This is a genomic window from Arthrobacter sp. 10T416 (assembly GCF_056394165.1).
Map to the genome: position 1 here is coordinate 1 of NZ_JBFTHI010000007.1, position 26,622 is coordinate 26,622.

At 62.5% G+C, this 26,622-nt stretch carries 32 protein-coding genes; 30 read left to right on the forward strand and 2 right to left on the reverse strand.

All coding sequences use genetic code 11. The annotated features are described in order from the left end of the window. The 7 genes from AC1DBE_RS09175 to AC1DBE_RS09205 form a co-directional block, all read left to right on the forward strand. On the forward strand, positions 1-1,245 hold a 1,245-nt coding region (locus tag AC1DBE_RS09175), incomplete at its 5' end, for a DNA-directed RNA polymerase subunit beta (RefSeq protein ID WP_476970340.1). A 103-nt stretch (positions 1,246-1,348) separates the two neighbouring features. Then, the gene (locus AC1DBE_RS09180; RefSeq protein WP_476903111.1) at positions 1,349-5,248 is read left to right on the forward strand and encodes a DNA-directed RNA polymerase subunit beta'; all 3,900 of its coding nucleotides are present in this window, start codon (positions 1,349-1,351) and stop codon (positions 5,246-5,248) included. Positions 5,249-5,784: 536 nt separating this feature from the next. Further along, entirely contained in the window at positions 5,785-6,159 is a 375-nt protein-coding gene (gene rpsL, locus AC1DBE_RS09185) for a 30S ribosomal protein S12 (protein WP_009358312.1), read from the forward strand. A 1-nt stretch (position 6,160) separates the two neighbouring features. Continuing rightward, positions 6,161-6,631 carry a 30S ribosomal protein S7 gene (gene rpsG / locus AC1DBE_RS09190; RefSeq protein WP_026531948.1) on the forward strand — a complete coding sequence of 157 codons (471 nt, stop codon included), beginning with the start codon at positions 6,161-6,163 and terminating at the stop codon, positions 6,629-6,631. 69 nt (positions 6,632-6,700) lie between these two features. After that, on the forward strand, positions 6,701-8,815 hold the full coding sequence (gene fusA, locus AC1DBE_RS09195; protein ID WP_476903110.1) for an elongation factor G: 2,115 nt from the start codon (positions 6,701-6,703) through the stop codon (positions 8,813-8,815). Positions 8,816-9,051: 236 nt separating this feature from the next. Beyond that, complete coding sequence (tuf, locus tag AC1DBE_RS09200; protein ID WP_003803827.1) at positions 9,052-10,242, forward strand: elongation factor Tu; 1,191 nt, start codon at positions 9,052-9,054, stop codon at positions 10,240-10,242. A gap of 141 nt (positions 10,243-10,383) precedes the next feature. Continuing rightward, on the forward strand, positions 10,384-10,509 hold the full coding sequence (locus AC1DBE_RS09205) for a hypothetical protein (RefSeq protein ID WP_476879703.1): 126 nt from the start codon (positions 10,384-10,386) through the stop codon (positions 10,507-10,509). Between the two features lie 37 nt (positions 10,510-10,546). Here AC1DBE_RS09205 and AC1DBE_RS09210 read toward each other — a convergent pair whose 3' ends face one another. Then, entirely contained in the window at positions 10,547-11,986 is a 1,440-nt protein-coding gene (locus AC1DBE_RS09210) for a GH1 family beta-glucosidase (RefSeq protein ID WP_476970341.1), read from the reverse strand. A 448-nt stretch (positions 11,987-12,434) separates the two neighbouring features. On the opposite strand from AC1DBE_RS09210, the gene rpsJ reads away from it, so the two are divergent. From rpsJ to map, 23 genes are all read left to right on the forward strand, one after another. After that, entirely contained in the window at positions 12,435-12,743 is a 309-nt protein-coding gene (gene rpsJ / locus AC1DBE_RS09215) for a 30S ribosomal protein S10 (protein WP_003803825.1), read from the forward strand. A 17-nt stretch (positions 12,744-12,760) separates the two neighbouring features. Continuing rightward, on the forward strand, positions 12,761-13,411 hold the full coding sequence (rplC, locus tag AC1DBE_RS09220) for a 50S ribosomal protein L3 (RefSeq protein ID WP_301226767.1): 651 nt from the start codon (positions 12,761-12,763) through the stop codon (positions 13,409-13,411). Positions 13,412-13,413: 2 nt separating this feature from the next. Next, the gene (gene rplD, locus AC1DBE_RS09225; protein WP_476879705.1) at positions 13,414-14,034 is read left to right on the forward strand and encodes a 50S ribosomal protein L4; all 621 of its coding nucleotides are present in this window, start codon (positions 13,414-13,416) and stop codon (positions 14,032-14,034) included. After that, complete coding sequence (gene rplW / locus AC1DBE_RS09230; RefSeq protein WP_018773664.1) at positions 14,031-14,336, forward strand: 50S ribosomal protein L23; 306 nt, start codon at positions 14,031-14,033, stop codon at positions 14,334-14,336. The genes rplD and rplW overlap by 4 nt, the downstream gene beginning before the upstream one ends. A 29-nt stretch (positions 14,337-14,365) precedes the next feature. Then, positions 14,366-15,205 (forward strand): 50S ribosomal protein L2, encoded by an 840-nt coding sequence (gene rplB, locus AC1DBE_RS09235; RefSeq protein ID WP_024366131.1) that lies wholly within the window; start codon positions 14,366-14,368, stop codon positions 15,203-15,205. Positions 15,206-15,217: 12 nt separating this feature from the next. Next, the gene (rpsS, locus tag AC1DBE_RS09240) at positions 15,218-15,499 is read left to right on the forward strand and encodes a 30S ribosomal protein S19 (protein ID WP_018773666.1); all 282 of its coding nucleotides are present in this window, start codon (positions 15,218-15,220) and stop codon (positions 15,497-15,499) included. Positions 15,500-15,537: 38 nt separating this feature from the next. Beyond that, entirely contained in the window at positions 15,538-15,903 is a 366-nt protein-coding gene (gene rplV, locus AC1DBE_RS09245; protein ID WP_003803798.1) for a 50S ribosomal protein L22, read from the forward strand. Further along, on the forward strand, positions 15,904-16,737 hold the full coding sequence (gene rpsC / locus AC1DBE_RS09250; RefSeq protein WP_476879706.1) for a 30S ribosomal protein S3: 834 nt from the start codon (positions 15,904-15,906) through the stop codon (positions 16,735-16,737). It abuts the gene before it with no gap. Continuing rightward, a complete protein-coding gene (gene rplP, locus AC1DBE_RS09255; RefSeq protein ID WP_138768571.1) occupies positions 16,738-17,154 on the forward strand; it encodes a 50S ribosomal protein L16 in 417 nt (138 codons plus the stop codon). A gap of 2 nt (positions 17,155-17,156) precedes the next feature. Further along, positions 17,157-17,486, forward strand: a complete 330-nt coding sequence (gene rpmC, locus AC1DBE_RS09260) for a 50S ribosomal protein L29 (RefSeq protein ID WP_011692802.1) — start codon at positions 17,157-17,159, stop codon at positions 17,484-17,486. Then, entirely contained in the window at positions 17,483-17,791 is a 309-nt protein-coding gene (gene rpsQ / locus AC1DBE_RS09265; protein ID WP_056737811.1) for a 30S ribosomal protein S17, read from the forward strand. Before rpmC ends, rpsQ begins: the two co-directional genes overlap by 4 nt. A 405-nt stretch (positions 17,792-18,196) precedes the next feature. Continuing rightward, the gene (gene rplN, locus AC1DBE_RS09270) at positions 18,197-18,565 is read left to right on the forward strand and encodes a 50S ribosomal protein L14 (protein ID WP_003803789.1); all 369 of its coding nucleotides are present in this window, start codon (positions 18,197-18,199) and stop codon (positions 18,563-18,565) included. Between the two features lie 3 nt (positions 18,566-18,568). Next, positions 18,569-18,928: a 50S ribosomal protein L24 gene (rplX, locus tag AC1DBE_RS09275; protein ID WP_066436866.1), complete on the forward strand. Its 360-nt coding sequence runs from the start codon at positions 18,569-18,571 to the stop codon at positions 18,926-18,928. Next, positions 18,928-19,509: a 50S ribosomal protein L5 gene (gene rplE / locus AC1DBE_RS09280; protein ID WP_476880333.1), complete on the forward strand. Its 582-nt coding sequence runs from the start codon at positions 18,928-18,930 to the stop codon at positions 19,507-19,509. The genes rplX and rplE overlap by 1 nt, the downstream gene beginning before the upstream one ends. A gap of 94 nt (positions 19,510-19,603) precedes the next feature. Then, positions 19,604-20,002, forward strand: coding sequence for a 30S ribosomal protein S8 (gene rpsH / locus AC1DBE_RS09285; RefSeq protein WP_056737814.1), 399 nt, complete (start codon positions 19,604-19,606; stop codon positions 20,000-20,002). Between the two features lie 18 nt (positions 20,003-20,020). Next, positions 20,021-20,557 (forward strand): 50S ribosomal protein L6, encoded by a 537-nt coding sequence (gene rplF / locus AC1DBE_RS09290; RefSeq protein ID WP_476880332.1) that lies wholly within the window; start codon positions 20,021-20,023, stop codon positions 20,555-20,557. A gap of 2 nt (positions 20,558-20,559) precedes the next feature. Then, entirely contained in the window at positions 20,560-20,943 is a 384-nt protein-coding gene (rplR, locus tag AC1DBE_RS09295; protein WP_018773674.1) for a 50S ribosomal protein L18, read from the forward strand. A gap of 26 nt (positions 20,944-20,969) precedes the next feature. Further along, the gene (gene rpsE / locus AC1DBE_RS09300) at positions 20,970-21,650 is read left to right on the forward strand and encodes a 30S ribosomal protein S5 (protein ID WP_377985280.1); all 681 of its coding nucleotides are present in this window, start codon (positions 20,970-20,972) and stop codon (positions 21,648-21,650) included. Positions 21,651-21,653: 3 nt separating this feature from the next. Then, on the forward strand, positions 21,654-21,860 hold the full coding sequence (gene rpmD / locus AC1DBE_RS09305) for a 50S ribosomal protein L30 (RefSeq protein WP_056626615.1): 207 nt from the start codon (positions 21,654-21,656) through the stop codon (positions 21,858-21,860). Beyond that, positions 21,861-22,355: a 50S ribosomal protein L15 gene (gene rplO, locus AC1DBE_RS09310; RefSeq protein ID WP_058931722.1), complete on the forward strand. Its 495-nt coding sequence runs from the start codon at positions 21,861-21,863 to the stop codon at positions 22,353-22,355. A gap of 187 nt (positions 22,356-22,542) precedes the next feature. After that, positions 22,543-23,853, forward strand: coding sequence for a preprotein translocase subunit SecY (gene secY / locus AC1DBE_RS09315; RefSeq protein WP_476880329.1), 1,311 nt, complete (start codon positions 22,543-22,545; stop codon positions 23,851-23,853). Positions 23,854-23,858: 5 nt separating this feature from the next. Then, a complete protein-coding gene (locus tag AC1DBE_RS09320) occupies positions 23,859-24,428 on the forward strand; it encodes an adenylate kinase (RefSeq protein WP_476903109.1) in 570 nt (189 codons plus the stop codon). 106 nt (positions 24,429-24,534) lie between these two features. Beyond that, positions 24,535-25,362 (forward strand): type I methionyl aminopeptidase, encoded by an 828-nt coding sequence (gene map, locus AC1DBE_RS09325; RefSeq protein ID WP_476877945.1) that lies wholly within the window; start codon positions 24,535-24,537, stop codon positions 25,360-25,362. A gap of 95 nt (positions 25,363-25,457) precedes the next feature. Here the strand turns inward: map and AC1DBE_RS09330 are convergent, their stop codons facing one another. Continuing rightward, a complete protein-coding gene (locus tag AC1DBE_RS09330) occupies positions 25,458-26,615 on the reverse strand; it encodes an extracellular solute-binding protein (protein ID WP_476970342.1) in 1,158 nt (385 codons plus the stop codon). Positions 26,616-26,622: the final 7 nt, after the last annotated feature.

The window sequence follows — 26,622 nt, forward strand, 5'->3', positions numbered from 1 at the left end:
GCCCGCGACACCAAGCTTGGTGCCGAGGAAATCACCCGTGACATCCCGAACGTGTCCGAGGAAGTCCTGGCAGGCCTGGACGAGCGCGGCATCATCCACATCGGTGCCGAGGTTGAGGCCGGCGACATCCTGGTCGGTAAGGTCACCCCCAAGGGCGAGACCGAGCTGACCCCGGAAGAGCGCCTGCTGCGCGCCATCTTCGGTGAGAAGTCCCGCGAAGTGCGCGACACCTCCCTGAAGGTTCCGCACGGCGAGTCCGGCACCGTCATCGGCGTCCGCGTCTTCGACCGCGACAACGACGACGAGCTGCCCCCGGGCGTCAACCAGCTGGTCCGCGTCTACGTGGCCGCCAAGCGCAAGATCACCGACGGCGACAAGCTCGCCGGCCGTCACGGCAACAAGGGTGTTATCTCCAAGATCCTCCCGATCGAGGACATGCCGTTCCTTGCCGACGGCACCCCCGTTGATATCGTCCTGAACCCGCTGGGTGTTCCGGGCCGTATGAACGTCGGCCAGGTGCTCGAAACCCACCTTGGCTGGGTTGCCAAGACCGGTTGGAAGATCGAGGGTGAGCCCGAGTGGGTCAAGCAGCTGCCGAACCTGCCGCGCGAGAGTGGCCAGACCACTGTTGCAACGCCGGTCTTCGACGGTGCGCGTGAAGAAGAAATCACGGGCCTGCTCGACTCCACCAACGTCACCCGCGACGGTGACCGCCTGATCAACTCCTCGGGCAAGACCCGCCTGTTTGACGGCCGCTCCGGCGAGCCGTTCCCGGATCCGATCTCGGTCGGCTACATGTACATCCTGAAGCTCCACCACCTGGTGGACGACAAGATCCACGCACGCTCCACCGGCCCGTACTCCATGATCACGCAGCAGCCGCTGGGTGGTAAGGCACAGTTCGGTGGCCAGCGCTTCGGTGAAATGGAAGTGTGGGCGCTCGAAGCTTACGGCGCCGCCTACACGCTCCAGGAACTCCTCACGATCAAGTCGGATGATATCCACGGTCGTGTGAAGGTCTACGAAGCCATCGTCAAGGGCGAGAACATCCCGGAGCCGGGCGTTCCTGAGTCCTTCAAGGTCTTGATCAAGGAAATGCAGTCGCTGTGCCTGAACGTGGAAGTGCTTTCCACGGACGGAACCACAATTGAAATGCGTGACTCTGATGACGCAGTCTTCACGGCTGCGGAAGAACTGGGCATCGATCTGTCTCGTGCAGAGCCCAGTTCCGTAGAAGAGGTTTAGCAGGTGCCGTACGACGGCGGGTGATCCCGCCGTCGTACGCCACCTCCCTCTTCCCGTAACCCAAGACTTCAGAATTTAGAGAACAAGAGAGAACAGGGACCATATGTCCAGCGAATCCTCCTTCGGCCTCATGCAGATCGGCCTCGCCACCGCGGAAGACATCCGTGGCTGGTCTTACGGCGAGGTTAAGAAGCCGGAAACCATCAACTACCGCACGCTCAAGCCTGAGAAGGACGGCCTCTTCTGCGAGAAGATCTTCGGCCCGTCCCGCGACTGGGAATGCTACTGCGGCAAGTACAAGCGCGTGCGCTTCAAGGGCATCATCTGCGAGCGGTGTGGCGTTGAGGTCACCCGTGCCAAGGTGCGCCGTGAGCGCATGGGCCACATCGAACTGGCCGCCCCGGTCACGCACATCTGGTACTTCAAGGGTGTCCCGTCCCGCCTGGGCTACCTCCTTGACCTGGCACCGAAGGACCTCGAAAAGGTCATCTACTTCGCTGCCTACATGATCACCAGTGTCGATGCTGACGCCCGTCACGAGGAACTGCCCAACCTGCAGGTTGAGCACGACATCGAGAAGAAGCAGCTGATCGACAACCGCGACTCCGACATCGCCACGATCGCCCGCGACCTCGAAAACGAGATCGCGCGCCTCGAAGGTGAAGGTGCCAAGGCTGCCGACAAGAAGAAGGCCCGCGACTCCGCCGACCGCCAGATGGCCAACGTCCGCAAGCGCGCGGATGCTGAGATCGAGCGCCTCGAGCAGGTCTGGGACCGCTTCAAGAACCTCAAGGTCGCCGACCTCGAAGGCGACGAGGGCCTGTACCGCGAACTGCGTGACCGCTACGGCATGTTCTTCGAAGGTTCCATGGGTGCCGAAGCCATCAAGAAGCGTCTTGAAGGCTTCGACATGCAGGCCGAGTCCGACCTGCTGCGCGACATCATCGCCAACGGCAAGGGCCAGCGCAAGACCCGCGCCCTGAAGCGCCTGAAGGTTGTCAACGCGTTCCTGACCACCAACAACAGCCCGCTCGGCATGGTGCTGGACGCCGTCCCGGTGATCCCGCCGGAACTGCGCCCGATGGTCCAGCTGGACGGCGGCCGCTTCGCGACCTCCGACCTCAACGACCTCTACCGCCGTGTGATCAACCGCAACAACCGCCTCAAGCGCCTGCTTGATCTCGGTGCCCCGGAGATCATCGTCAACAACGAGAAGCGCATGCTTCAGGAAGCTGTTGACAGCCTCTTCGACAACGGCCGCCGCGGCCGTCCGGTCACCGGACCGGGCAACCGTCCGCTGAAGTCCCTGAGCGACATGCTCAAGGGCAAGCAGGGCCGTTTCCGCCAGAACCTCCTCGGCAAGCGCGTCGACTACTCCGGCCGTTCGGTCATCGTCGTCGGCCCGCAGCTGAAGCTGCACCAGTGCGGCCTGCCCAAGCAGATGGCCCTGGAGCTCTTCAAGCCGTTCGTGATGAAGCGCCTGGTTGACCTCAACCACGCACAGAACATCAAGTCGGCCAAGCGGATGGTGGAGCGCTACCGCCCGCAGGTCTGGGATGTCCTCGAAGAGATCATCACCGAGCACCCGGTACTGCTGAACCGTGCACCTACCCTGCACCGCCTCGGCATCCAGGCGTTCGAACCGCAGCTTGTTGAAGGTAAGGCCATCCAGCTCCACCCGCTGGTTTGTGGCGCGTTCAACGCTGACTTCGACGGCGACCAGATGGCAGTCCACCTGCCGCTGAGCCCCGAAGCCCAGGCCGAAGCCCGGATCCTGATGCTGTCCTCGAACAACATCCTGAAGCCGTCCGACGGCCGCCCGGTGACGCTGCCTTCGCAGGATATGATCATCGGCCTCTACCACCTGACCACCAAGCGTGTCGGTTCAGCTGGCGAAGGCCGGATCTTCTCCTCCGTTTCGGAAGCCATCATGGCGTTCGACCTGCACGAGCTGCACCTGAACTCCAAGGTCAAGATCCGGCTCGAGGGCTTCGTGCCCTACGCCGGATGGGAAGCTCCGGAAGGCTGGGAACAGGGTCAGACCGCACTGGTCGAGACCTCTCTCGGCCAGGTCATCTTCAACCAGACGCTGCCCGCGGACTACCCGTGGGTTGAGGCTGTTGCCGACAAGGGCGAACTGTCCCGCATCGTCAACGACCTTGCCGAGCGCTACCCGAAGGTCGTCACCGCGGCAACGCTGGACAACCTGAAGGATGCCGGTTTCTACTGGGCAACCCGCTCGGGCGTCACGGTCGCCATCTCCGACATCGAGGTCCCGGCCTCCAAGCCGGAGCTCCTCGCCGGCTACGAGACCATGGCCGCGAAGATCCAGGGCCAGTACGACAAGGGCCTGATCGACGACGACGAGCGTCGCCAGGAACTGATCGAAATCTGGAACAAGGCCACGAACGAGATCGCCCAGGCGATGCGTGACAGCCTGTCCCCGATGAACACGATCAACCGCATGGTGTCCTCCGGTGCACGTGGTAACTGGATGCAGGTCCGTCAGATCGCGGGTATCCGTGGCCTGGTGGCCAACCCTAAGGGTGAAATCATCCCGCGTCCGATCAAGTCCTCCTACCGCGAGGGCTTGTCGGTGCTGGAATACTTCATCGCCACGCACGGTGCCCGTAAGGGTCTGGCCGATACCGCCCTGCGTACCGCCAACTCGGGTTACCTGACCCGTCGTCTGGTGGACGTCTCGCAGGACGTTATCGTCCGTGAAGAGGACTGCGGCACCGAACGCGGCCTCGTCACCCCGATCGCGGTCGCTGACGCCAACGGCGAGCTGGTCCTTGACGAAAACGTCGAGAACAGCGCCTACGCCCGTACCCTGGCCGTGGACGTCGTTGACGCCAAGGGCAAGGTCCTCGCGGCGGCCGGCACTGACTGCGGCGACGTCGTCATCGCCGAACTGTTCGCAGCCGGCATCACCGAGGTCAAGGTCCGCTCCGTACTCACCTGTGAGTCCAGCGTCGGCACCTGCGCCCTGTGCTACGGCCGTTCGCTGGCCACCGGCAAGACCGTTGACATCGGCGAGGCCGTCGGCATCATCGCCGCACAGTCCATCGGTGAACCCGGTACCCAGCTGACCATGCGTACGTTCCACACCGGTGGTGCTGTCTCCGCCGGTGGTGGCGACGACATCACCCAGGGTCTGCCGCGTATCCAGGAGCTCTTCGAAGCCCGTACTCCGAAGGGTGTCGCACCGATTGCTGAAGCAGCCGGCCGCATCACCATCGAAGAGTCCGAGCGCCAGATGCGCCTGGTCATCACCCCGGATGACGGATCCGAAGAGATCGCCTACCCGGTGCTGCGCCGTTCACGTCTTCTCATCGAAGATGGCGATCACGTCAGCGTTGGCCAGAAGCTCATCAACGGTCCGGTCGACCCCAAGCAGGTTCTGCGCATCATGGGTCCCCGTGCCGCGCAGAAGTTCCTGGTGGACGAGGTCCAGGGCGTGTACCGCAGCCAGGGCATCGGTATCCACGACAAGCACGTCGAGGTTATCGTCCGCCAGATGCTGCGCCGCGTCACGGTCATCGAATCCGGTGAATCGGATCTGCTGCCCGGCGAGCTCGCCGAACGCAGCCGCTTCGAGGACGCCAACCGCCGTGTGGTTTCCGAGGGCAAGACGCCGGCCTCCGGCCGTCCCGAGCTCATGGGTATCACCAAGGCGTCCCTGGCGACCGAGTCCTGGCTGTCCGCAGCTTCCTTCCAGGAGACCACCCGCGTCCTGACGCAGGCGGCCATGGAAGGCAAGAGCGATCCGCTGCTCGGCCTCAAGGAAAACGTCATCATCGGTAAGCTCATCCCGGCCGGCACGGGTCTCCCGCGCTACACCGAGGTCACGGTGGAACCGACTGAAGAAGCAAAGGCCAACCTGTTCACCGGCCCCAGCGCATTCAGTGACTTCTCCTACGACTCCCTGGGCGGCGACGGAGCTCCTGAGTTCCACGCCATCCCGCTGGATGACTACGACCTCGGCAGCGACTTCCGCTAACCGTAGGCAGCATTGAAGGATGGTCCCGCACCGCAAGGTGCGGGACCATCCCGCTTTAACCCGTCGAGTGTTTTGATACGGCCGTTTTGCCGAAGTGCCGTGGGCCCACGCCGGCAGGGTTCCTTGGCCGAGCTTGTGAGGCTAGGGGGCCGGTGGGGAACAGTCGACGGCGGAACCTGCTGCGGGGGAGGAGGGGCGGAATCCGCGCCGATTAAGGGCTGGGGACCGTCCGTGTTAGACTTGAGACTAATTGTTATTGTGGCAGTGGATGAGTGCGCCGGTCAGTTAGACAGCTTGCAGCTGGATAGCCCGACCAGGACGACGTTTCCGGTTTGCAGGGTTCTTGTGCAACGTATGCCACATTTTCGCATGCCTAGGGGCAGTTCAGGATGAAAGTCCGGCGCCCCGGCGTGCGGTCCGACTATTAAGGCTTCGCCTCAGCTGCTCTGGAGAGATCTTCAAAGCTCGAGCGGCGGGGCGCAGCGACAAGAGAGCGGCCGCCAACGGCCGCTCCGGATAAAACGGAGAACACGAGAGTGCCTACGATTAACCAGCTGGTCCGCAAGGGCCGCACGCCTAAGGTCTCGAAGACCAAGGCCCCCGCGCTTAAGGGCAGCCCGATGCGCCGTGGTGTTTGCACCCGCGTTTACACGACGACCCCGAAGAAGCCGAACTCGGCTCTCCGTAAGGTTGCACGTGTGCGCCTCAACGGTGGCGTAGAAGTCACCGCCTACATCCCCGGTGTTGGCCACAACCTGCAGGAGCACTCCATTGTGCTCGTCCGTGGCGGCCGCGTTAAGGACCTTCCGGGTGTCCGTTACAAGATCGTCCGTGGCGCCCTTGATACCCAGGGTGTGAAGAACCGTAAGCAGGCACGCAGCCGCTACGGCGCAAAGATGGAGAAGAAGTAATATGCCTCGCAAGGGTCCGGCCCCCAAGCGGCCGCTAGTACTAGATCCCGTATACGGCTCCCCGCTGGTCACTCAGCTGATCAACAAGGTGCTCGTTGACGGCAAGAAGTCCACTGCAGAGCGCATCGTCTACGGTGCCCTCGAAGGCGCACGCGCCAAGTCCGGCGGCGACCCCGTTGCAGCCCTCAAGAAGGCCATGGACAACGTCAAGCCTTCCCTCGAGGTCCGCTCCCGCCGCGTCGGCGGCGCGACCTACCAGGTCCCCGTCGAGGTCAAGCCGGGCCGTTCCACGGCCCTCGCCCTCCGCTGGCTGGTTGGCTACTCCAAGGCCCGCCGCGAAAAGACGATGACCGAGCGCCTCCAGAACGAAATCCTGGATGCCTCGAACGGTCTCGGAGCCGCTGTGAAGCGCCGCGAAGACACCCACAAGATGGCCGAGTCCAACAAGGCCTTCGCACACTACCGCTGGTAATACTTCCCGGACGCCGCCGGCTCACCCGAGCCGGCGGCGAACGTGCAGTCCATCCGAAAGGGAGACACCGTGGCACAGGACGTGCTTACCGACCTTAGCAAGGTCCGCAATATCGGCATCATGGCCCACATTGATGCCGGCAAGACCACTACTACCGAGCGCATCCTGTTCTACACGGGTGTGAACCACAAGATCGGCGAAACGCACGACGGCGCTTCGACGACTGACTGGATGGAACAGGAAAAGGAACGCGGCATCACCATCACGTCTGCCGCCGTGACCTGCTTCTGGGAAAACAACCAGATCAACATCATCGACACCCCCGGCCACGTGGACTTCACCGTTGAGGTTGAGCGCTCCCTGCGCGTCCTCGACGGCGCCGTCGCCGTGTTCGATGGCAAGGAAGGCGTGGAGCCGCAGTCCGAGACTGTTTGGCGCCAGGCTGACAAGTACAACGTCCCGCGCATCTGCTTCGTCAACAAGATGGACAAGCTCGGCGCTGACTTCTACTTCACCGTCGACACCATCATCAGCCGCCTCGGTGCCAAGCCGCTCGTTATGCAGCTGCCGATCGGCGCCGAAAACGACTTCATCGGCGTCGTCGACCTGCTCTACATGCGCGCCCTGGTCTGGCCCGGCGACTCCAAGGGTGACGTCACCATGGGTGCCAAGTACGAGATCCAGGAGATCCCGGCTGACCTCAAGGAAAAGGCCGAAGAGTACCGTGCAACGCTCGTTGAGACCGTTGCTGAGTCCTCCGAAGAGCTCATGGAGAAGTACCTCGAGGGCGAAGAGATCACGATCGACGAGCTCAAGGCCGGCATCCGCAAGATGACGATCAACTCCGAGCTCTACCCGGTCTTCTGTGGCTCCGCGTTCAAGAACCGCGGCGTCCAGCCGATGCTCGACGCCGTCGTGGACTACCTGCCGAACCCGCTCGACGTCCCGCCGATGGTCGGTCACGATCCCCGCGACGAAGAGAAGGAACTGACCCGGAAGCCTTCCGCTGACGAGCCGTTCTCTGCGCTGGCGTTCAAGATCGCCGCACACCCCTTCTTCGGCCAGCTCACCTTCATCCGCGTGTACTCCGGTCACGTGGAAGCAGGCGCACAGGTGGTCAACTCCACCAAGGGCAAGAAGGAGCGCATCGGCAAGCTGTTCCAGATGCACGCCAACAAGGAAATGCCGGTCGACGGCGCTACCGCGGGCCACATCTACGCAGCCATCGGCCTGAAGGACACCACCACGGGCGACACCCTGTGCGATTCGTCCAACCAGATTGTCCTCGAGTCCATGAGCTTCCCGGAGCCCGTGATCTCGGTTGCGATCGAGCCGAACACCAAGGGTGACCAGGAGAAGCTCTCCACGGCCATCCAGAAGCTCTCCGCTGAGGACCCGACCTTCCAGGTCTCCCTCAACGAAGACACCGGCCAGACCATCATCGCCGGCATGGGCGAGCTCCACCTGGACATCCTGGTGGACCGCATGCGCCGCGAATTCAAGGTCGAGGCAAACGTGGGCAAGCCCCAGGTCGCCTACCGCGAAACCATCAAGCGTGCTGTGGAGCGTCACGACTACACGCACAAGAAGCAGACCGGTGGTTCGGGCCAGTTCGCAAAGATCCAGATCGCCATCGAGCCCCTGGACACCTCCGAAGGCGAGATGTACGAGTTCGAGAACAAGGTCACTGGTGGCCGCGTTCCGCGCGAATACATCCCGTCCGTTGACGCTGGTATCCAGGATGCACTGAACGACGGCGTCCTGGCCGGTTACCCGGTTGTCGGCATCAAGGCGACGCTGATTGACGGCGCTTACCACGATGTTGACTCCTCGGAAATGGCGTTCAAGATCGCCGGCCGTATGGCTTTCAAGGAAGCTGCACGCAAGGCGAACCCTGTCCTGCTCGAACCGCTGATGGATGTCGAGGTCCGCACCCCTGAGGAATACATGGGTGAAGTTATCGGTGACCTCAACTCCCGCCGTGGCCAGATGCAGTCCATGGAAGATGCCCAGGGCGTCAAGGTTATTCGCGCACACGTCCCGCTGTCCGGCATGTTCGGCTACATCGGTGACCTGCGTTCGAAGACCCAGGGCCGCGCTGTGTACTCCATGACGTTCAACAGCTACGCCGAGGTCCCGAAGGCAGTTGCCGACGAGATCATCCAGAAGAGCCGCGGCGAGTAGTCCGCAAGGACAACCCGCAGCTGCAACAAACTCGGGTGCGTTCCCTCCACAGGGAATTCGCCTGGTGCTGGCGGCCGGACTCCGGCCGCCAGCACGAACAGGCTCGAGGGACTAGTATTAGTTCCTGAATCTGCAATTTCACCAATCCAAAGCCCCCCAAGTAGACTTACTGGAGTTTCTGCCGCGACAAGCGCGGTCGAAGGGTAAGTCATTTGAAAACGTTCTAGGAGGAACCTGTGGCAAAGGCAAAGTTCGAGCGGACTAAGCCGCACGTTAACATCGGTACCATTGGTCACGTTGACCACGGTAAGACGACGCTGACGGCCGCCATTTCCAAGGTGCTGTACGACAAGTACCCGACTCTCAACGAGAAGCGTGACTTCGCGTCCATTGACTCTGCTCCCGAAGAGCGTCAGCGCGGCATTACCATCAACATCTCCCACGTTGAGTACCAGACCGAGAAGCGCCACTACGCACACGTAGACGCTCCGGGTCACGCTGACTACATCAAGAACATGATCACCGGCGCTGCTCAGATGGACGGTGCAATCCTCGTGGTTGCCGCCACTGACGGCCCGATGGCTCAGACCCGCGAGCACGTCCTGCTCGCCCGCCAGGTTGGTGTCCCCTACCTGCTGGTGGCCCTGAACAAGGCTGACATGGTCGATGACGAGGAACTCCTCGACCTCGTCGAAATGGAAGTTCGTGAGCTGCTCAGCTCGCAGGGCTTCGATGGCGACGAAGCACCGGTTGTTCGCGTTTCCGGCCTCAAGGCTCTGGAAGGCGACCCGGAGTGGGTCAAGTCCGTTGAGGACCTGATGGCTGCTGTCGACGAGTCCGTGCCGGACCCGGTTCGTGACCGCGACAAGCCGTTCCTGATGCCGATCGAAGACGTCTTCACGATCACCGGCCGTGGCACCGTTGTTACGGGCCGCGCCGAGCGTGGAACCCTCGCGATCAACTCTGAGGTCGAGATCGTCGGCATCCGCCCGGTCCAGAAGACCACGGTTACCGGTATCGAGATGTTCCACAAGCAGCTCGACGAAGCATGGGCCGGCGAGAACTGTGGCCTCCTGCTCCGCGGTCTGAAGCGCGACGATGTCGAGCGTGGCCAGGTTGTCGTCAAGCCGGGTTCCATCACCCCGCACACCGACTTCGAGGCTAACGTCTACATCCTCTCCAAGGACGAAGGCGGACGTCACAACCCGTTCTACTCCAACTACCGCCCGCAGTTCTACTTCCGCACCACGGACGTAACCGGCGTTATCACCCTGCCGGAAGGCACGGAAATGGTTATGCCCGGCGACAACACTGAGATGACCGTTGCGCTCATCCAGCCGATCGCTATGGAAGAGGGCCTCGGCTTCGCAATCCGCGAAGGCGGCCGCACCGTTGGTTCGGGACGCGTCACCAAGATCATCAAGTAATTACTTGTTGATCTGAGCATGATCTCCTGATCGGAGGGCCGTTCGACGGCCGCCGTGACGACAGAACAGCCCCGCTGCACTGCAGCGGGGCTGTTCTGTTTAAGACCCTGCTACCGTTGCTGATGAAGAGAGGAGCCCGGGATGGAATGGATCATTTTTCTGGTGGTGGTAGCCGCCGTTGTTTCGGCCGGCCTGTGGGCCAAGAAGTACTTCCGGCACGAGATCGACCGTGCCAAGCGCATCAACCGCGCCAACAAGAACCAGTAGCGCCCCCGGCACGCACCGGCGGACCGGCCGTCCACCTCTAGCCGGCTGGCCGCTCCTGACGGGCCCGGCTCAGCGCCTGGTACCAGTAGAACGACTTCTTCGGTGTCCGGACCTGGGTGTCAAAATCGACGTGGACCAACCCGAAGCGCTGCGAATAGCCCGCCGCCCATTCGAAGTTGTCCATCAACGTCCAGACGTAGTAACCGAGGAGTTCGACGTCGTGGGCGACGCCGCCCGGCGCGGTCGCCGCGAGGGCATGGCCCAGGTGGTCGGCGAGGTAGCCGATCCGGCCGGCGTCGTCGATGGGACCGTCCACGTGGTCCGGTTCGGGGAAACTGGCCCCGCTCTCGGTGATAAAGAGCGGCGGAAGTGCCTCGCCGTAGCGGTCCTTCATTTCGCGCAGCAGCCCACCGAGGTGGTCCGGTGCCACCGGCCAGCCGAAACCGGTGGTCTTGTACTCCGGGAAGGCCGCGAAATGGAAGGGCAGCTTCGCCATTGCTTCGGCGGAGCCGACCGGGCTGTCCGCCGGGCCACGGCCGGTACCGACCTTGACGGGGTAGTAGTAGTTGAGCCCGTAGAAATCGAGTGGCTGGTGGATATTACGCAGATCCGCGTCGGAAAACCGGCCGAGACCCTTGAACCAGGGGCGCGCCACCAGCGGCACCTTGGGGTAGCTGCCGAGCAGGATCGGGTCGGCGTAAATCCGGTTGAGCGCGAGGTCGAACACCTTCGCCAGCAACCGGTCCGTCACCGATCCGTTGGCCGGCCGGACGGGGGAGTGCAGGTTGGTGACGCCGATGGCTCCGGAAACGCCAGCGGCCCGCAGCGCCTGGACGGCGAGCCCATGGGCGAGCAGCTGGTGGTGGACGGAGGGCAGGGCACCAAAGAGCAGGTCCCGGCCCGGGGCGTGCACGCCGAGGGCATAGCCGTTCAGCGTCACCGAGGCTGGCTCGTTCAGGGTGACCCACTGGGCCACCCGGTCGCCGAAGCGGGCACCGGCCGCGGCGCTGTACTCGGCGAAACGCTCCGCCGTCGCCCTGTTCATCCAGCCGCCGCGGTGTTCCAGCGGTAGCGGGGTATCCCAGTGGTACAGGGTGGCCATCGGAGAGATGCCGGCCTCAAGCAGCCTGTCGATCAGCCTGTCGTAGAAATCCAGGCCCTCCGCGTTGAATGGGCCGGCGCCGTCCGGCTGGATCCGCGGCCAGGAAATGGAGAAGCGGTAGGAGTCGACGCCGAGCTCCCGCATCAGCTGCACGTCATCGTCCGCACGGTTGTAGTGGTCACAGGCGACGGCGGGGGAGTGGCCGTCCTGGATGGTGCCGGGTTTTTCGGCGAAGGCGTCCCAGCCCGAGGGCCCGCGGCCGCCCGCCGCGAGAGCGCCTTCAATCTGGAACGCGGCCGAGGCCACCCCGAGCACAAAGTCCTGGGGAAGCTTTGCGGCGAGGTCATGGACGGCGGGGGAGTCCTGCACGGTCATGACCCTATCTTCGTTGCGGCGCTTCCCGAAGGCAATGACCGGGGGTACCGGAAGGCGATGTCAGGGGGCGGGAAGCGCGACGGCGGACAGCTACAGGACCGCTGGCGGGGGCGAATTCGCTTCTGCCGGATAATTCGGGCATACTAGATGAGTTGTTCAAGCGCTCTTTCGCGTCCCGATCCGGATAATGCCGGGTGTCAGGGTCCAGGTAGGAGCCCAAACATAACCCACTCTCCAAGGTATTGCGGACGAGTTCGCGTGAAATGCGCGACACGCCCGACCGCGGGGGTCGGTTGCGCCGGCAGGTTGAGGAACCCGGATTTATCCGGATTCAGCTTGTGCGGCGGGTGGTAGTTACGACTTCAAATGCTTCGGCAGCCGCACAACTAGTAAGTGAACAGGGCAGCCCTAATCAGGGGAAGCACAGACTGAAAGAGAGTCAGGCGACATGGCGGGACAAAAAATCCGCATCCGGCTGAAGTCATACGACCACGAGGTCATTGACGTTTCAGCACGGAAGATCGTTGAGACGGTCACGCGCGCAGGCGCAACTGTAGTTGGCCCCGTGCCGCTGCCGACGGAGAAGAACGTTTACTGCGTAATTCGCTCTCCGCACAAGTACAAAGACAGCCGCGAGCACTTTGAAATGCGCACGCACAAGCGTCTTATCGACATCATCGATCCCACGCCCAAGGCTGTCGATTCGCTCATGCGTCTCGACCTGCCGGCCGACGTGAACATCGAAATCAAGCTGTAGGGAGGTGCTGAGAGACTATGACCGCAACCCGTAACGTAAAGGGCCTGCTGGGCACGAAGCTCGGCATGACCCAGGTCTGGGACGAGAACAACAAGCTCATCCCCGTCACTGTGGTCCAGGCAGACTCGAACGTCATCACGCAGCTGCGCAATGCAGACACTGATGGCTACGTCGCCGTTCAGATCGGCTACGGCCAGATCGACCCCCGCAAGGTCACCAAGCCGCTGGCTGGTCACTTTGAAAAGGCAGGCGTCACGCCTCGCCGCCACGTCGTAGAACTGCGCACTGCAGATGCTGCTTCTTACGAGCTGGGCCAGGAGCTCTCCGTTGAGCTCTTCGAAGCCGGCCAGAAGATCGACGTCGTTGGCACCACCAAGGGTAAGGGCTTCGCCGGTGTTATGAAGCGTCACGGCTTCCACGGTGTTGGAGCTTCCCACGGTGCCCACAAGAACCACCGTAAGCCCGGTTCAATCGGTGGCGCATCCACCCCGAGCCGCGTCTTCAAGGGCATGAAAATGGCCGGCCGCATGGGCGCCGTTCGTCACACCACGCTGAACCTCACGGTCCACGCGGTTGACGTCGAGAAGTCGCTGCTCCTCATCAAGGGTGCCGTTCCCGGCGCCCGCGGCCAGGTCGTACTCGTACGCACCGCCGTGAAGGGAGCCTAGTAATGACTAGCACTGTCAAGGTTGACCTGCCCGCAGAGATCTTCGACGTACAGACCAACGTGCCGCTGCTGCACCAGGTCGTCGTTGCACAGCTCGCTGCTGCTCGCCAGGGTACCCACAAGACCAAGACCCGCGCCGAGGTTTCCGGTGCAGGTCGCAAGCCGTTCAAGCAGAAGGGCACCGGCCGCGCCCGTCAGGGTTCCATCCGTGCTCCTCACATGACCGGTGGTGGCATCGTCCACGGCCCGACGCCGCGTGACTACAGCCAGCGCACCCCCAAGAAGATGATTGCTGCTGCACTGCGCGGCGCACTCTCTGACCGCGCCCGTAACGGCCGCATCCACGTCGTTGCTGAACTGGTAGCCGGCACCAAGCCGTCTTCCCGTGACGCACTGGCAACGCTGCGTGGCGTCTCCGAGCGCAAGAACCTGCTCGTTGTCATCGACCGCGCCAACGATGTTGCTGCACTCTCCGTGCGCAACCTCCAGGATGTTCACGTTCTGTACGCAGACCAGCTGAACACCTACGACGTGCTCGTTTCTGACGACGTAGTCTTCACCAAGGCTGCCTACGAAGCATTCGTTGCTGACAAGGCTGCAAAGAACGAGGAGGATGCCAAGTGAGCGCAGCCACCATCAAAGACCCGCGCGACGTCGTGCTTGCACCCGTCGTTTCGGAAAAGAGCTACGGCCTGATCGACGAGGGCAAGTACACCTTCCTGGTGGACCCCCGTTCGAACAAGACCGAGATCAAGCTGGCCGTGGAGAAGATTTTCTCCGTCAAGGTCGAATCGATCAACACCATCAACCGTGCCGGTAAGCGCAAGCGCACCAAATTCGGATGGGGTACCCGCAAGAACACCAAGCGTGCGATTGTGAGCCTCAAAGAAGGCACTATCGACATCTTCGGCGGTCCGCTCTCGTAGCGGAGACCACTTTAACGAGGAAATAAATTATGGGAATCCGTAAATACAAGCCGACTACCCCGGGCCGTCGTGGCTCGAGCGTAGCGGACTTCACCGAAATCACGCGGTCGACGCCGGAAAAGTCGTTGGTTCGTCCCCTCCCGAAAAAGGGTGGCCGTAACAACACCGGTAAGATCACGACCCGTCACAAGGGTGGTGGACACAAGCGCCAGTACCGTCTGATCGACTTCCGTCGCCACGACAAGGACGGCGTCAACGCCCGCGTTGCCGAAATCGAGTACGATCCGAACCGCACGGCTCGCATCGCCCTCCTGCACTACGTTGATGGCACCAAGCGTTACATCATCGCCCCGAACAAGCTGGCCCAGGGTGACACCGTGGAAGCAGGTGCCGACGCTGACATCAAGCCCGGCAACAACCTTCCGCTGCGCAACATCCCGGTCGGTACCGTAATCCACGCAGTTGAACTGCGTCCGGGTGGCGGCGCCAAGATGGGCCGCTCCGCCGGCGCATCGATCCAGCTCGTTGCCAAGGAAGGCCGCTTCGCCCAGCTGCGTCTGCCTTCCGGCGAAATCCGCAACGTTGACGTGCGCTGCCGCGCAACCGTCGGCGAGGTCGGCAACGCCGAGCAGTCGAACATCAACTGGGGTAAGGCCGGCCGTATGCGCTGGAAGGGCGTTCGCCCGACCGTCCGTGGTGTCGCCATGAACCCGGTCGACCACCCGCACGGTGGTGGCGAGGGTAAGACGTCCGGTGGACGTCACCCCGTCAACCCGAACGGTAAGCGCGAAGGCCGCACCCGCCGTCCCAACAAAGAGAGCGACAAGCTTATTGTTCGTCGCCGTCGTACTGGCAAGAACAAGCGATAGGAGCCTGGACACATGCCACGCAGCCTGAAAAAAGGTCCTTTCGTTGACCAGCACCTCTTTGTGAAGGTAGCCAGGGAAAACGAAAAGGGCACCAAGAACGTCATCAAGACCTGGTCCCGCCGTTCGATGATCGTCCCCGACATGCTCGGCCACACGATCGCCGTGCACGACGGACGCAAGCACATCCCGGTGTTTGTCACTGAGTCGATGGTCGGGCACAAGCTCGGCGAATTCGCTCCCACGCGGACTTTCCGCGGCCATGTCAAGGACGACCGTAAGGGCAAGCGCCGCTAGGCGCCTGCACTTACGTCAAAGACGAGAGAAGGAAAGCAATGGAAGCCAAGGCAATTGCGCGTCACATCCGCGTAACGCCTATGAAGGCCCGGCGCGTCGTCAACCTTGTTCGTGGTAAGCAAGCGAACGAGGCTCTGGCAATTCTGAAGTTTGCCCCGCAGGCAGCTTCGGAGCCGGTATTCAAGGTAGTTCAGTCGGCAATCTCCAACGCCCGGGTCCTCGCGGACCGCGACGGCGTGGCGTTTGACGAAGGTGACCTCATCATCAGCGAAGCGTTTGTTGATGAAGGCCCGACCATGAAGCGGTTCCAGCCGCGTGCCCAGGGTCGTGCATTTCAGATCAAGAAGCGCACGAGCCACATCACCGTGGTAGTCGCTACCCCGGAGAAAGAGGAGGCTCGCTAAGTGGGACAGAAAGTTAACCCGCACGGGTTCCGACTCGGTATCACCACCGATCACGTATCGCACTGGTTCGCCGACAGCACCAAGTCCGGCCAGCGGTACAAGGACTTCGTTCGCGAAGACATCCGTATCCGCCAGCTCATGTCCACGGGCATGGAGCGCGCCGGCATCGCCAAGGTCGAGATCGAGCGCACCCGCGACCGTGTCCGCGTGGATATCCACACGGCACGTCCGGGCATCGTCATCGGCCGCCGCGGCGCTGAAGCCGACCGCATCCGCGGCGAGCTCGAAAAGCTCACCGGCAAGCAGGTTCAGCTGAACATCCTCGAGGTCAAGAACCCCGAGATGGAAGCCCAGCTTGTTGCCCAGGGCGTGGCCGAGCAGCTGACTTCCCGCGTGGCATTCCGCCGTGCGATGAAGAAGGCAATGCAGTCCGCACAGCGCGCTGGTGCCAAGGGCATCCGTATCGCTTGCTCGGGTCGACTGGGTGGCGCAGAAATGTCCCGCTCGGAGTTCTACCGCGAAGGCCGTGTGCCCCTGCACACCCTCCGCGCGAACATCGACTACGGCTTCTACGAGGCCAAGACCACCTTCGGCCGCATCGGCGTGAAGGTCTGGATCTACAAGGGTGACGTCACCGCCAAGGAACTGGCGCAGCAGGCAGCTGCTGCTCCGTCCCGCGGCCGCGGTGCCGGCGATCGTCCGGGCCGCCCGGGTGGCGCTGACCGCGGTGACCGCCGTCGTCGCAACGACCGTCCGGCCGCCGACGCAGCTCCTGCTGCAGAGGCACCGGCAGTTGAGGCTGCACCTGCTGCAGTAGAAGGAGGACAGGCTTAAATGCTTATCCCACGTCGAGTCAAGCACCGTAAGCAGCACCACCCGGGTCGTTCCGGCGCTGCCACGGGCGGCACCGAGGTCTCGTTCGGCGAGTGGGGTATCCAGGCTCTGAGCCCGGCATACGTCACCAACCGTCAGATCGAATCTGCCCGTATTGCGATGACCCGCCACATCAAGCGTGGCGGCAAGGTCTGGATTAACATCTACCCGGACCGTCCGCTGACCAAGAAGCCGGCCGAAACCCGCATGGGTTCCGGTAAGGGTTCGCCGGAATGGTGGGTCTCAAACGTCAAGCCGGGCCGGGTTCTCTTTGAACTCTCCGGTGTTAGTGAAGAGGTAGCTCGCGAGGCCCTGCGCCTGGCAATCCACAAGCTGCCGTTGAAGGCACGCATTGTGCGTCGCGAAGGTGGTGAGTAGAAATGGCAGTAGGATCCAAGGAACTTGCATCCGCACAGCTGGACGGTTTCGACAACGAGCGTCTCGTTGAAGAACTCCGCAAGGCCAAGGAAGAGCTGTTCAACCTGCGTTTCCAGTCCGCCACCGGCCAGCTGGAGAACCACGGTCGTCTGCGCGCGGTAAAGAAGGACATCGCACGCATCTACACCGTTCTCCGTGAGCGCGAGCTGGGCATTCGTGCCGAGGTTGCCGCACCGGTTGTGGAAGCCAAGGAAGAAAAGAAGTCCAAGAAGGCTGCAACCAAGAAGGCTGACAAGGCTGAAACGGTTGAGACCGAGGAGGACGCCAAGTGAGTGAAAAGGACGAGAACGTGACGGAAACTGTTTCCGACGCAGCCAAGGCTGACGAGCGCGGTTACCGTAAGACTAAGCGCGGCTACGTCGTCTCGGACAAGATGGAGAAGACCATCGTTGTCCAGGTCGAAGACCGTGTGAAGCACGCCCTCTACGGCAAGGTTATGCGCCGCAACACGAAGATCAAGGCTCACGACGAAGAGAACTCCGCCGGCATCGGCGACCTCGTTCTCCTCGCCGAGACCCGCCCGCTGTCCGCTACTAAGCGGTGGCGCCTGGTGGAGATCCTCGAGAAGGCCAAGTAACACCTGCAGCGGCCCCGTCAGGGGTACTGCGCCGAAACCCCCGTTCCCGTCTGGGAGCGGGGGTTTCCGCGTTCCCGGCAAAGGGTGAAACCGCCGGCGCCGCGCCGCTCCGTGACGGGGCGACGGCGGCAGCTGTGATATGGGGATACGCCGGAAATGTGCTAAGATTTTGAGTTTGTATGGCGCCTTCCGTGCGTCATCATCAACCTCGTAAACAATCGTGCCACGGCATAGTGCCTCCCCGCGCCTCGCGCGCACGGGAAGCAACTGTTTTTGGCACGGGCGTTTAGGCCTGGTCTGGCAAAATCCAGGCAGGTCAAGAGACACCCCGATCAACCGTTCCGCAAGGCTCATTCCGTAGGAAGATTTTCGGTCTGAGAACCGGCGCGACGCAAGGAGTAAATAGTGATTCAGCAGGAGTCGCGACTCAAGGTCGCCGACAACACGGGTGCTAAGGAAATCCTTACCATTCGCGTTCTCGGTGGATCTGGCCGTCGCTACGCAGGCATTGGCGACGTGATCGTCGCTACCGTCAAGGACGCAATTCCGGGCGGCAACGTAAAGAAGGGCGACGTCGTCAAGGCTGTCATCGTCCGTACCAAGAAGGAACGCCGCCGTGCGGATGGTTCCTACATCAAGTTTGACGAGAACGCAGCTGTGATCCTGAAGAACGACGGTGACCCCCGCGGTACCCGTATCTTCGGACCGGTTGGTCGTGAACTTCGTGACAAGAAGTTCATGAAGATCGTTTCTCTGGCTCCGGAGGTGCTCTAGTCCATGGCTAAGATCAAAAAGGGTGACCTCGTTCAGGTCATCACTGGCGCCAAGGCTGAGCGCGGCGGCGACCGTGGCAAGCAGGGCAAGGTTCTGCGCGTATTCCCGGAGACCAACCGCGTGCTGGTCGAAGGCATCAACCGCGTAACCAAGCACACCAAGGTCGGTCAGTCGCAGCGCGGCACCAAGACCGGTGGCATCGAGGTCGTTGAGGCTTCAATCCACATCTCCAACGTGGCTCTGGTTGACCCCTCCACCAAGAAGCCCACCCGCGTCGGTTTCCGCACCGAGACCGTTGAGCGCGATGGCGTGAAGCGTGAAGTGCGTGTCCGCGTGGCCAAGAGCTCAGGGAAGGACATCTAATGACTGAGACTCTCGAGACTCCGGTAAGCAAGATCGTTCCTCGTCTGAAGACCAAGTACGCGGATTCCATCAAGAGCTCGCTCGTTGAGGAATTCAAGTACGAGAACGTCAACCAGGTTCCCCGTCTGGTGAAGGTCGTTGTGAACATGGGTGTTGGAGATGCCGCCAAGGACTCCAAGCTGATCGACGGCGCTGTCCGCGATCTGACCCTGATCACCGGCCAGAAGCCGCAGGTAACCAAGGCCCGCAAGTCGATCGCACAGTTCAAGCTGCGCGAAGGCATGCCGATCGGTGCGCACGCAACTCTGCGTGGCGACCGTATGTGGGAATTCCTGGACCGTCTGGTCACGCTGGCACTGCCGCGTATCCGCGACTTCCGGGGCCTCAGCGGCAAGCAGTTCGACGGCAACGGCAACTACACCTTCGGTCTGACCGAGCAGGTTATGTTCCACGAGATCGACCAGGATTCCATCGACCGCGTTCGCGGTATGGACATCACTGTCGTGACCACTGCCAAGACCGACGACGAAGGCCGCGCGCTGCTCAAGGCGCTTGGCTTCCCGTTCAAGACCGAAGATTAATCTAACTACGTAAAAGGTCCGGCTGCCTGGTGTTCGAACTTGTTCGATAAGGCACCGCAGCGGAAACCGTTATGAGGAAGGGCAAGAGCCCACCATGACTATGACAGATCCTGTCGCAGATATGCTTACGCGTCTGCGCAATGCAAACTCGGCATACCACGATTCCGTGTCTATGCCTTACAGCAAGCTCAAGGCACGCGTTGCTGACATCCTGAAGGCAGAAGGCTTTATTGCCTCCTGGAAGGAAGAAGACGCGGAGGTCGGCAAGAAGCTGACCCTCGAGCTCAAGTTCGGTCCGAACCGCGAGCGTTCCATCGCTGGCGTTCGTCGTATTTCCAAGCCGGGACTGCGCGTTTACGCAAAGTCCACCAACCTGCCGCACGTGCTGGGTGGCCTGGGTATCGCTATCCTGTCCACCTCTTCCGGCCTCCTGACTGACAAGCAGGCCGGCAAGAAGGGCGTGGGCGGCGAAGTCCTCGCGTACGTCTGGTAACGGGAAAGGAAGAGAATAATGTCACGTATTGGACGTCTCCCCATCACCGTTCCCGCCGGCGTTGAGGTCAAGGTTGACGGCTCTGTCGTCACTGTCAAGGGTTCCAAAGGCGAGCTGAACCACACTGTGGCCAGCCCGATCGAGGTCACCCTGGAAGATGGCACCCTGACCGTCGCCCGCCCGAACGACGAGCGCGCCTCACGTTCGCTGCACGGCCTGACCCGCACCCTGATCGCCAACATGATCCAGGGTGTTACCGCAGGCTACGAGAAGAAGCTTGAGATTGTCGGTACCGGTTACCGCGTCCAGGCCAAGGGTTCTGACCTGGAGTTCGCTCTGGGCTACAGCCACCCGGTCAACGTCTCGGCTCCGAACGGCATCACCTTTGCAGTTGAGACCCCGACCAAGCTCTCTGTCTCAGGTATCTCCAAGCAGCAGGTCGGCGAGGTTGCTGCCAACATTCGCAAGCTGCGGAAGCCGGACCCCTATAAGGGCAAGGGCATCCGCTACGCCGGCGAAGTCATCCGCCGCAAGGTCGGAAAGGCTGGTAAGTAACCATGGCCATCGCAATTAACAAGAAGCGTACGAACAAGAGCAAGTCTGCCCAGCGCAGCCGCCGCCAGCTTCGTATCCGCAAGCGCATCTCCGGTACGGCTGTACGACCGCGTCTGGTTGTCAACCGTTCGGCCCGCCACGTATTCGTCCAGGTTGTCGATGACACCAAGGGCCTGACCGTAGCGAGCGCGTCCACTCTGGAAGCCGACCTTCGTGCATTCGACGGTGACAAGACCGCCAAGGCCAAGCGCGTTGGCGAGCTCGTCGCCGAGCGTGCCAAGGCTGCCGGTATCGAAGCTGTTGTCTTCGACCGCGGTGGTAACAAGTACCACGGCCGGATCGCCGCCGTCGCTGACGGCGCACGTGAAGGTGGGCTGGCACTGTGACCGAAAATAACGAAAAGGACATTCAGGTGACTGAAGCTGTAGCTGCTCCGGCAACTGAGACCGCTGCGCCTGCTACCACTGACGACCGCCGTGGTGGCGCCCGTCGTGGCGAGCGTGGCGACCGCGGCCAGGGCCGTGGCGACCGTGGTGGCCGTGGTGGCCGCGACGGCGGCCGCGAAGCCGAGAAGAGCCAGTTCGTAGAGCGCGTCGTAACCATCAACCGTGTTTCCAAGGTCGTCAAGGGTGGTCGTCGCTTTAGCTTCACCGCCCTCGTCGTCGTCGGTGACGGCAACGGTATGGTCGGCGTCGGCTACGGCAAGGCCAAGGAAGTACCCGCCGCTATCGCGAAGGGCGTTGAAGAAGCCAAGAAGTCCTTCTTCCGCGTTCCCCGCATCGGCAACACCATTCCGCACCGCGTCCAGGGTGAAGCGGCTGCAGGCGTTGTTATGCTGCGTCCGGCTTCCGCCGGTACCGGTGTTATCGCCGGTGGTCCGGTCCGTGCAGTACTGGAGTGCGTGGGTATCCACGACATCCTCTCCAAGTCGCTCGGTTCCTCCAACGCCATCAACATCGTTCACGCGACCGTTGATGCCCTGAAGCGCCTCGAAGAGCCGGCAGCAGTGGCAGCACGCCGCGGCCTCCCGCTCGACGAGATCGCTCCGCCGGCAATGGTGAAGGCTCTCCTGAACCAGAAGGCAGGTGTCTGAGTCATGGCTAAGAACCTGATTCCCTCCGACGCCCAGTTGGAGATCACTCAGATCAAGTCCGCCATTGGCGGCAAGCAGAACCAGCGCGACACCCTGCGGTCCCTCGGCCTGAAGCGGATCGGACACACCGTTGTCCGCACCGCCGACGCCGTGACCGTCGGGATGCTCAACACGGTTCCGCACCTGGTAAAGGTAGAGGAGGCGAAGTAAATGGCAGAGAAGAACACCGCCGAAAAGGCACAGGGCGCCGCTGCTGAGAAGCAGAACGCACTGAAGGTTCACCACCTGCGTCCCGCCCCGGGTGCCAAGACCGCCAAGACCCGCGTTGGTCGTGGTGAAGGCTCCAAGGGTAAGACCGCTGGTCGCGGTACCAAGGGTACGAAGGCCCGCTACCAGATCAAGGCTGGCTTTGCCGGCGGCCAGCTGCCGCTGCACATGCGCCTGCCGAAGCTGCGCGGCTTCAAGAACCCGTTCCGGGTTGAGTTCCAGGTTGTAAACCTGGACAAGCTCAACGAGCTGTTCCCGGAAGGTGGCGCAGTCACCGTGGAGAACCTGGTCGAAAAGGGTGCCGTTCGCAAGAACCAGCCCGTCAAGGTGCTGGGCACCGGCGACATCACCGTCAAGGTTGACGTCACCGTCCACGCATTCTCGGCCAGCGCCGCAGAAAAGATTGCCGCAGCAGGCGGAAGCACCACCGCCCTCTAATGAGGCGGCGGGGCATTAGCCCGTTGTGAAAAACTCCCGGTACCAGGGGCTCCGGCCCCTGGTACCGGGGGTTTTTTCTTTTTTCCCGCCCTGCCGATTGTTCGGCGGGCGCATCGACCCGTTAGACTCGGTTGTTGGGTTTATTTGACCTATCTCACACGACTTTACTTATTACTCAGGAGGACGCTTGCTTAGCGCATTTGGCCGGGCCTTTCGCACGCCTGATCTGCGACGCAAGTTGTTGTTCACGCTGGGAATCATCACAATCTTCCGCTTGGGTGCCTTCATCCCCTCGCCTGGTGTGAGCTACCAGAATGTCCAGCAATGCTTGCAGAACGGTCAGACCTCGGGCGGGATCTACCAGCTCGTCAACCTGTTCAGCGGGGGTGCGTTGCTGCAGGTCTCGATCTTCGCGCTCGGGATCATGCCCTACATCACCGCCAGCATCATCGTCCAGCTGCTCCGCGTGGTCATTCCCCGGTTCCAGCAGCTCTACGAAGAGGGCGCCTCGGGCCAGTCCAAGCTGACCCAGTACACCCGGTACCTCACCATCGCGCTGGGCCTGCTCAATGCCACGACGCTGGTGTCCCTGGCCCGTTCCGGCCAGCTCCTGCCGAACTGCCAGCTGCCGATCATTCCGGACGCGAGCATCATCACCACCATCCTGATCGTCATCACCCTGACGGCCGGCACCGGCCTGATCATGTGGATGGGCGAGCTCGTCACCGAGAAGGGTGTGGGCAACGGCATGTCGCTGCTGATCTTCACCTCCATCGCTGCCGGCTTCCCGACGTCCCTGGGCGCGATCTGGAAGGCCCAGGGCCCGGGCACCTTCTTTATGGTCCTGGTCATCGGCCTGCTGACCGTGGCACTGGTGGTCTTCGTCGAGCAGTCTCAGCGCCGGATCCCGGTGCAGTACGCCAAACGCATGATCGGCCGCCGCACGGTGGGCGGCACCAGCACGTACATCCCCATCAAGGTGAACATGGCCGGCGTCGTGCCTGTCATCTTCGCGTCCTCGATGCTGTACCTGCCGGGCCTGATCTCGCAGTTCAACCGGCCCGCACCGGGGGAGCCTGTAGCCCCCTGGGTCGAGTGGATCAACAACAACCTGACCCGCGGTGACCACCCCATCTACATGGCCCTGTACTTCGCCATGATTGTGTTCTTCACCTACTTCTATGTTGCGATCACTTTCAACCCTGAGGAAGTTTCTGACAACATGAAGAAGTACGGCGGCTTCATTCCGGGTATCCGTGCCGGCAAGCCGACCGCAGATTACCTGCAGTATGTGCTTTCCAGGATCACCCTGCCCGGCGCGATCTACCTGGGCTTTGTGGCCCTGATCCCGCTGATCGCCTTGGTCCTGATCAACGCCAACCAGAACTTCCCGTTCGGTGGCACCTCGATCCTGATCATGGTGGGCGTAGGTTTGGAGACCGTCAAGCAGATTGATGCGCAGCTACAGCAGCGTCACTACGAAGGGCTTTTGCGATGACGAGAATGTTGATTATCGGACCTCCCGGTTCCGGCAAGGGAACGCAGGCGGAACGCATTTCGGAGCGCCTCGGCGTCGTTGCGATCTCCACCGGCGATATCTTCCGTGCCAACGTCAAGGGTGAGACGCCGCTCGGCATCGAAGCCAAGAAGTACATGGACGCCGGGGACTTCGTCCCGGACAGCGTGACCAACAAGATGGTCCGCGACCGCCTCACGGAATCCGACGTCGAAGCCGGCTTCCTGCTGGATGGCTACCCGCGCACCACCGCGCAGGTGGACTACCTCGATTCGATCCTCGCCGACGGTGACCAGAAGCTCGACGTCGTCCTGCAGCTCACGGCCGACGACGAGGAACTCGTCACCCGCCTCCTGGGCCGCGCCAAGGACACCGGCCGCAGCGACGACAACGAAGCCGTTATCCGGCACCGCCTGGACCTGTACCACGGCCAGACCGAAGCCGTGGTGGCCAAGTACGCCGACCGCGGCATCCTCACCCAGGTCGACGGCATTGGCGGCATCGACGAGGTCACCGACCGCGTGATGCAGGCCATCAAGGCGGCCCAGTCGGCCTGATCCAGGCCCACGACTCACGAGGCTCCTCCCGCACCGCCGGGAGGAGCCTCAGCCATTTGTCCGCACGCCCGCCCCGGGCCGCGGCACCACCGAAAGGACGCTGACGATGGCATTCGGCCAGCCCCGCATTGAATACAAGACCAACGCCCAGATGCGGACCATGCACGAGGCCGGGCTGGTTCTCAGCCGCGCGCTGGACGCCGCTGTCGCGGCAGCCGTGCCCGGAGTCAGCACCCGCGACATCGACGCCGTATTCGCCGGCGTGCTGCACGAGGCAGGCGCCAAGTCCAACTTCCTCGGTTACCACGGGTTCCCGGCCACCATCTGCACCTCGGTCAACGAGGAAGTGGTGCACGGGATCCCGGGCGACCGCGTGCTCCAGGACGGGGACATCATCTCCATTGACGGTGGCGCGATCGTGGACGGGTGGCACTCCGACTCTGCACGGACGGTCATCGTCGGCACTGCTGACCCCGAGGACCAGCGGCTCTCCGACGTCACCGAGGAAGCCATGTGGCGCGGCATCGCGGCACTGGCCACCGGAAAATTCGTCGGTGACATCGGCAACGCCGTGGACGACTACGTCTCCAACGCCCCGGGCAAACCGCTGGGCATACTGGAGGACTATGTAGGCCACGGGATCGGCTCCGAGATGCACATGGCACCGGACGTGCTGAACTACCGCACCAGCCACCGCGGGCCCAAGATCCGCCCCGGTCTGTGCCTGGCCATCGAGCCCATGCTGGTCCGCGGCGGTATCGAGACTGCCACCCTGGAGGACGACTGGACCGTGGTGACCACCGACGGCAAGCGCTCGTGCCAGTGGGAACACTCCGTGGCGGTGCACGAAAAGGGCATCTGGGTCCTTTCAGCACCCGACGGCGGCGCCGCGAAACTGGCGCCGCTCGGCGTCGTGCCCGTCCCGATCCCCTGAAGCCGCTTCGACGTGCGGTTTCCCCTCGACGCCAAAAATCCCTGGCGCTACCGGAAGTCCGGTAGCGCCAGGGATTTTGTGTGTCGCGGGCCGGATCAGCTCTTGAGCTTCGGCTTCACGTCCTTGGTGTAGATGCCTTCCAGGGTGGCCTTCAGCTCGGTCATGGTTGCCTTGACGTCGCCCTGCTGGGTGAGGATCTTTGCGGCGGCCTTGGCCATCTCCTGGTCCGCGCCCGGCAGGAAGACCTCCTTGCTGACGCCGCTGGGGATGCCCAGGCCGGCGCCGCCGGTGGGGCAGACTCCGGTCTCCTTCTTCGGACCGCCCGGCAGGAAGCCGACGCCCACGTTGAACTTAGCGGAGCTGAGAACGCCGAGCAGGGACCCGGTGGAGGCGATGGTTGCCGAGGTGATGCCGGCGGCAAAGTCATCCGCGGCCTCCTTGGACGAGACGCCGGCCCACTTGTCCTTGTAGATCGAGTCCTGGGCCCACTGCAACGCCGCAACCGACTCGGGGGAATCACAGTTCATGGTCCACTCGTTGGACCAGCTGCCGCCCCAGCCCCACAGGTTGTTCTGCAGGGTCCAGCCGGCGTACCCGGCCAGGGCCGGGTAGATGTAGGCGTACTGGGCGCCGGAGCTGGCCTTGAGCTTGGGCGCCCACTCGCTGAACTCCTGCCAGGTCTTCGGCGCGCGGTCCGGCAGGCCCGCCGCCTTGAAGTGATCCTTGTTGTAGTAGAACAGCGGGGTGGAACGGCCGTAGGGGAGCGCCCACTGTTTCCCGGCGTACTGGTAGTCCGCGACGAGGGACTTCTGGAAGTCGTCCACCTTGATGTCCAGCTGCTTGATCGCACTGTCCAGCGGGATGATGTTTCCGTTGGTGAAGTAGCGGAACCACCAGACGTCGGAGAGCACCACCAGGCCGGGCAGGGCGGACTTCGCTGCCTGGGAGGTCTGGAACTTCTGCGCGATTTCCTCGTAGTTGGCCCCGGCGGTGATCAGGTTGACCTTGATGTCCGGGAACTTCGCCTGGAATTTGTCGATGATTGCCTTCTCGACGTCCTGGGACTTGCCGGGGTGGCTGGTCCAGAAGTCGAAGGAGGAGGCGGGTTTGACGCCGCTGAAGTCGACGTCCTTGGTCTCCGAGGCTCCGGTGCCGCCGCCCGTGGACGGGCCTCCGCAGGCGGCCAGTGCCGCCGTGCCGGCACCCGCCCCGGCCAGGCCCAGGAAGTGTCTGCGATTAAGGTTTGTTGCCATGGTGGAT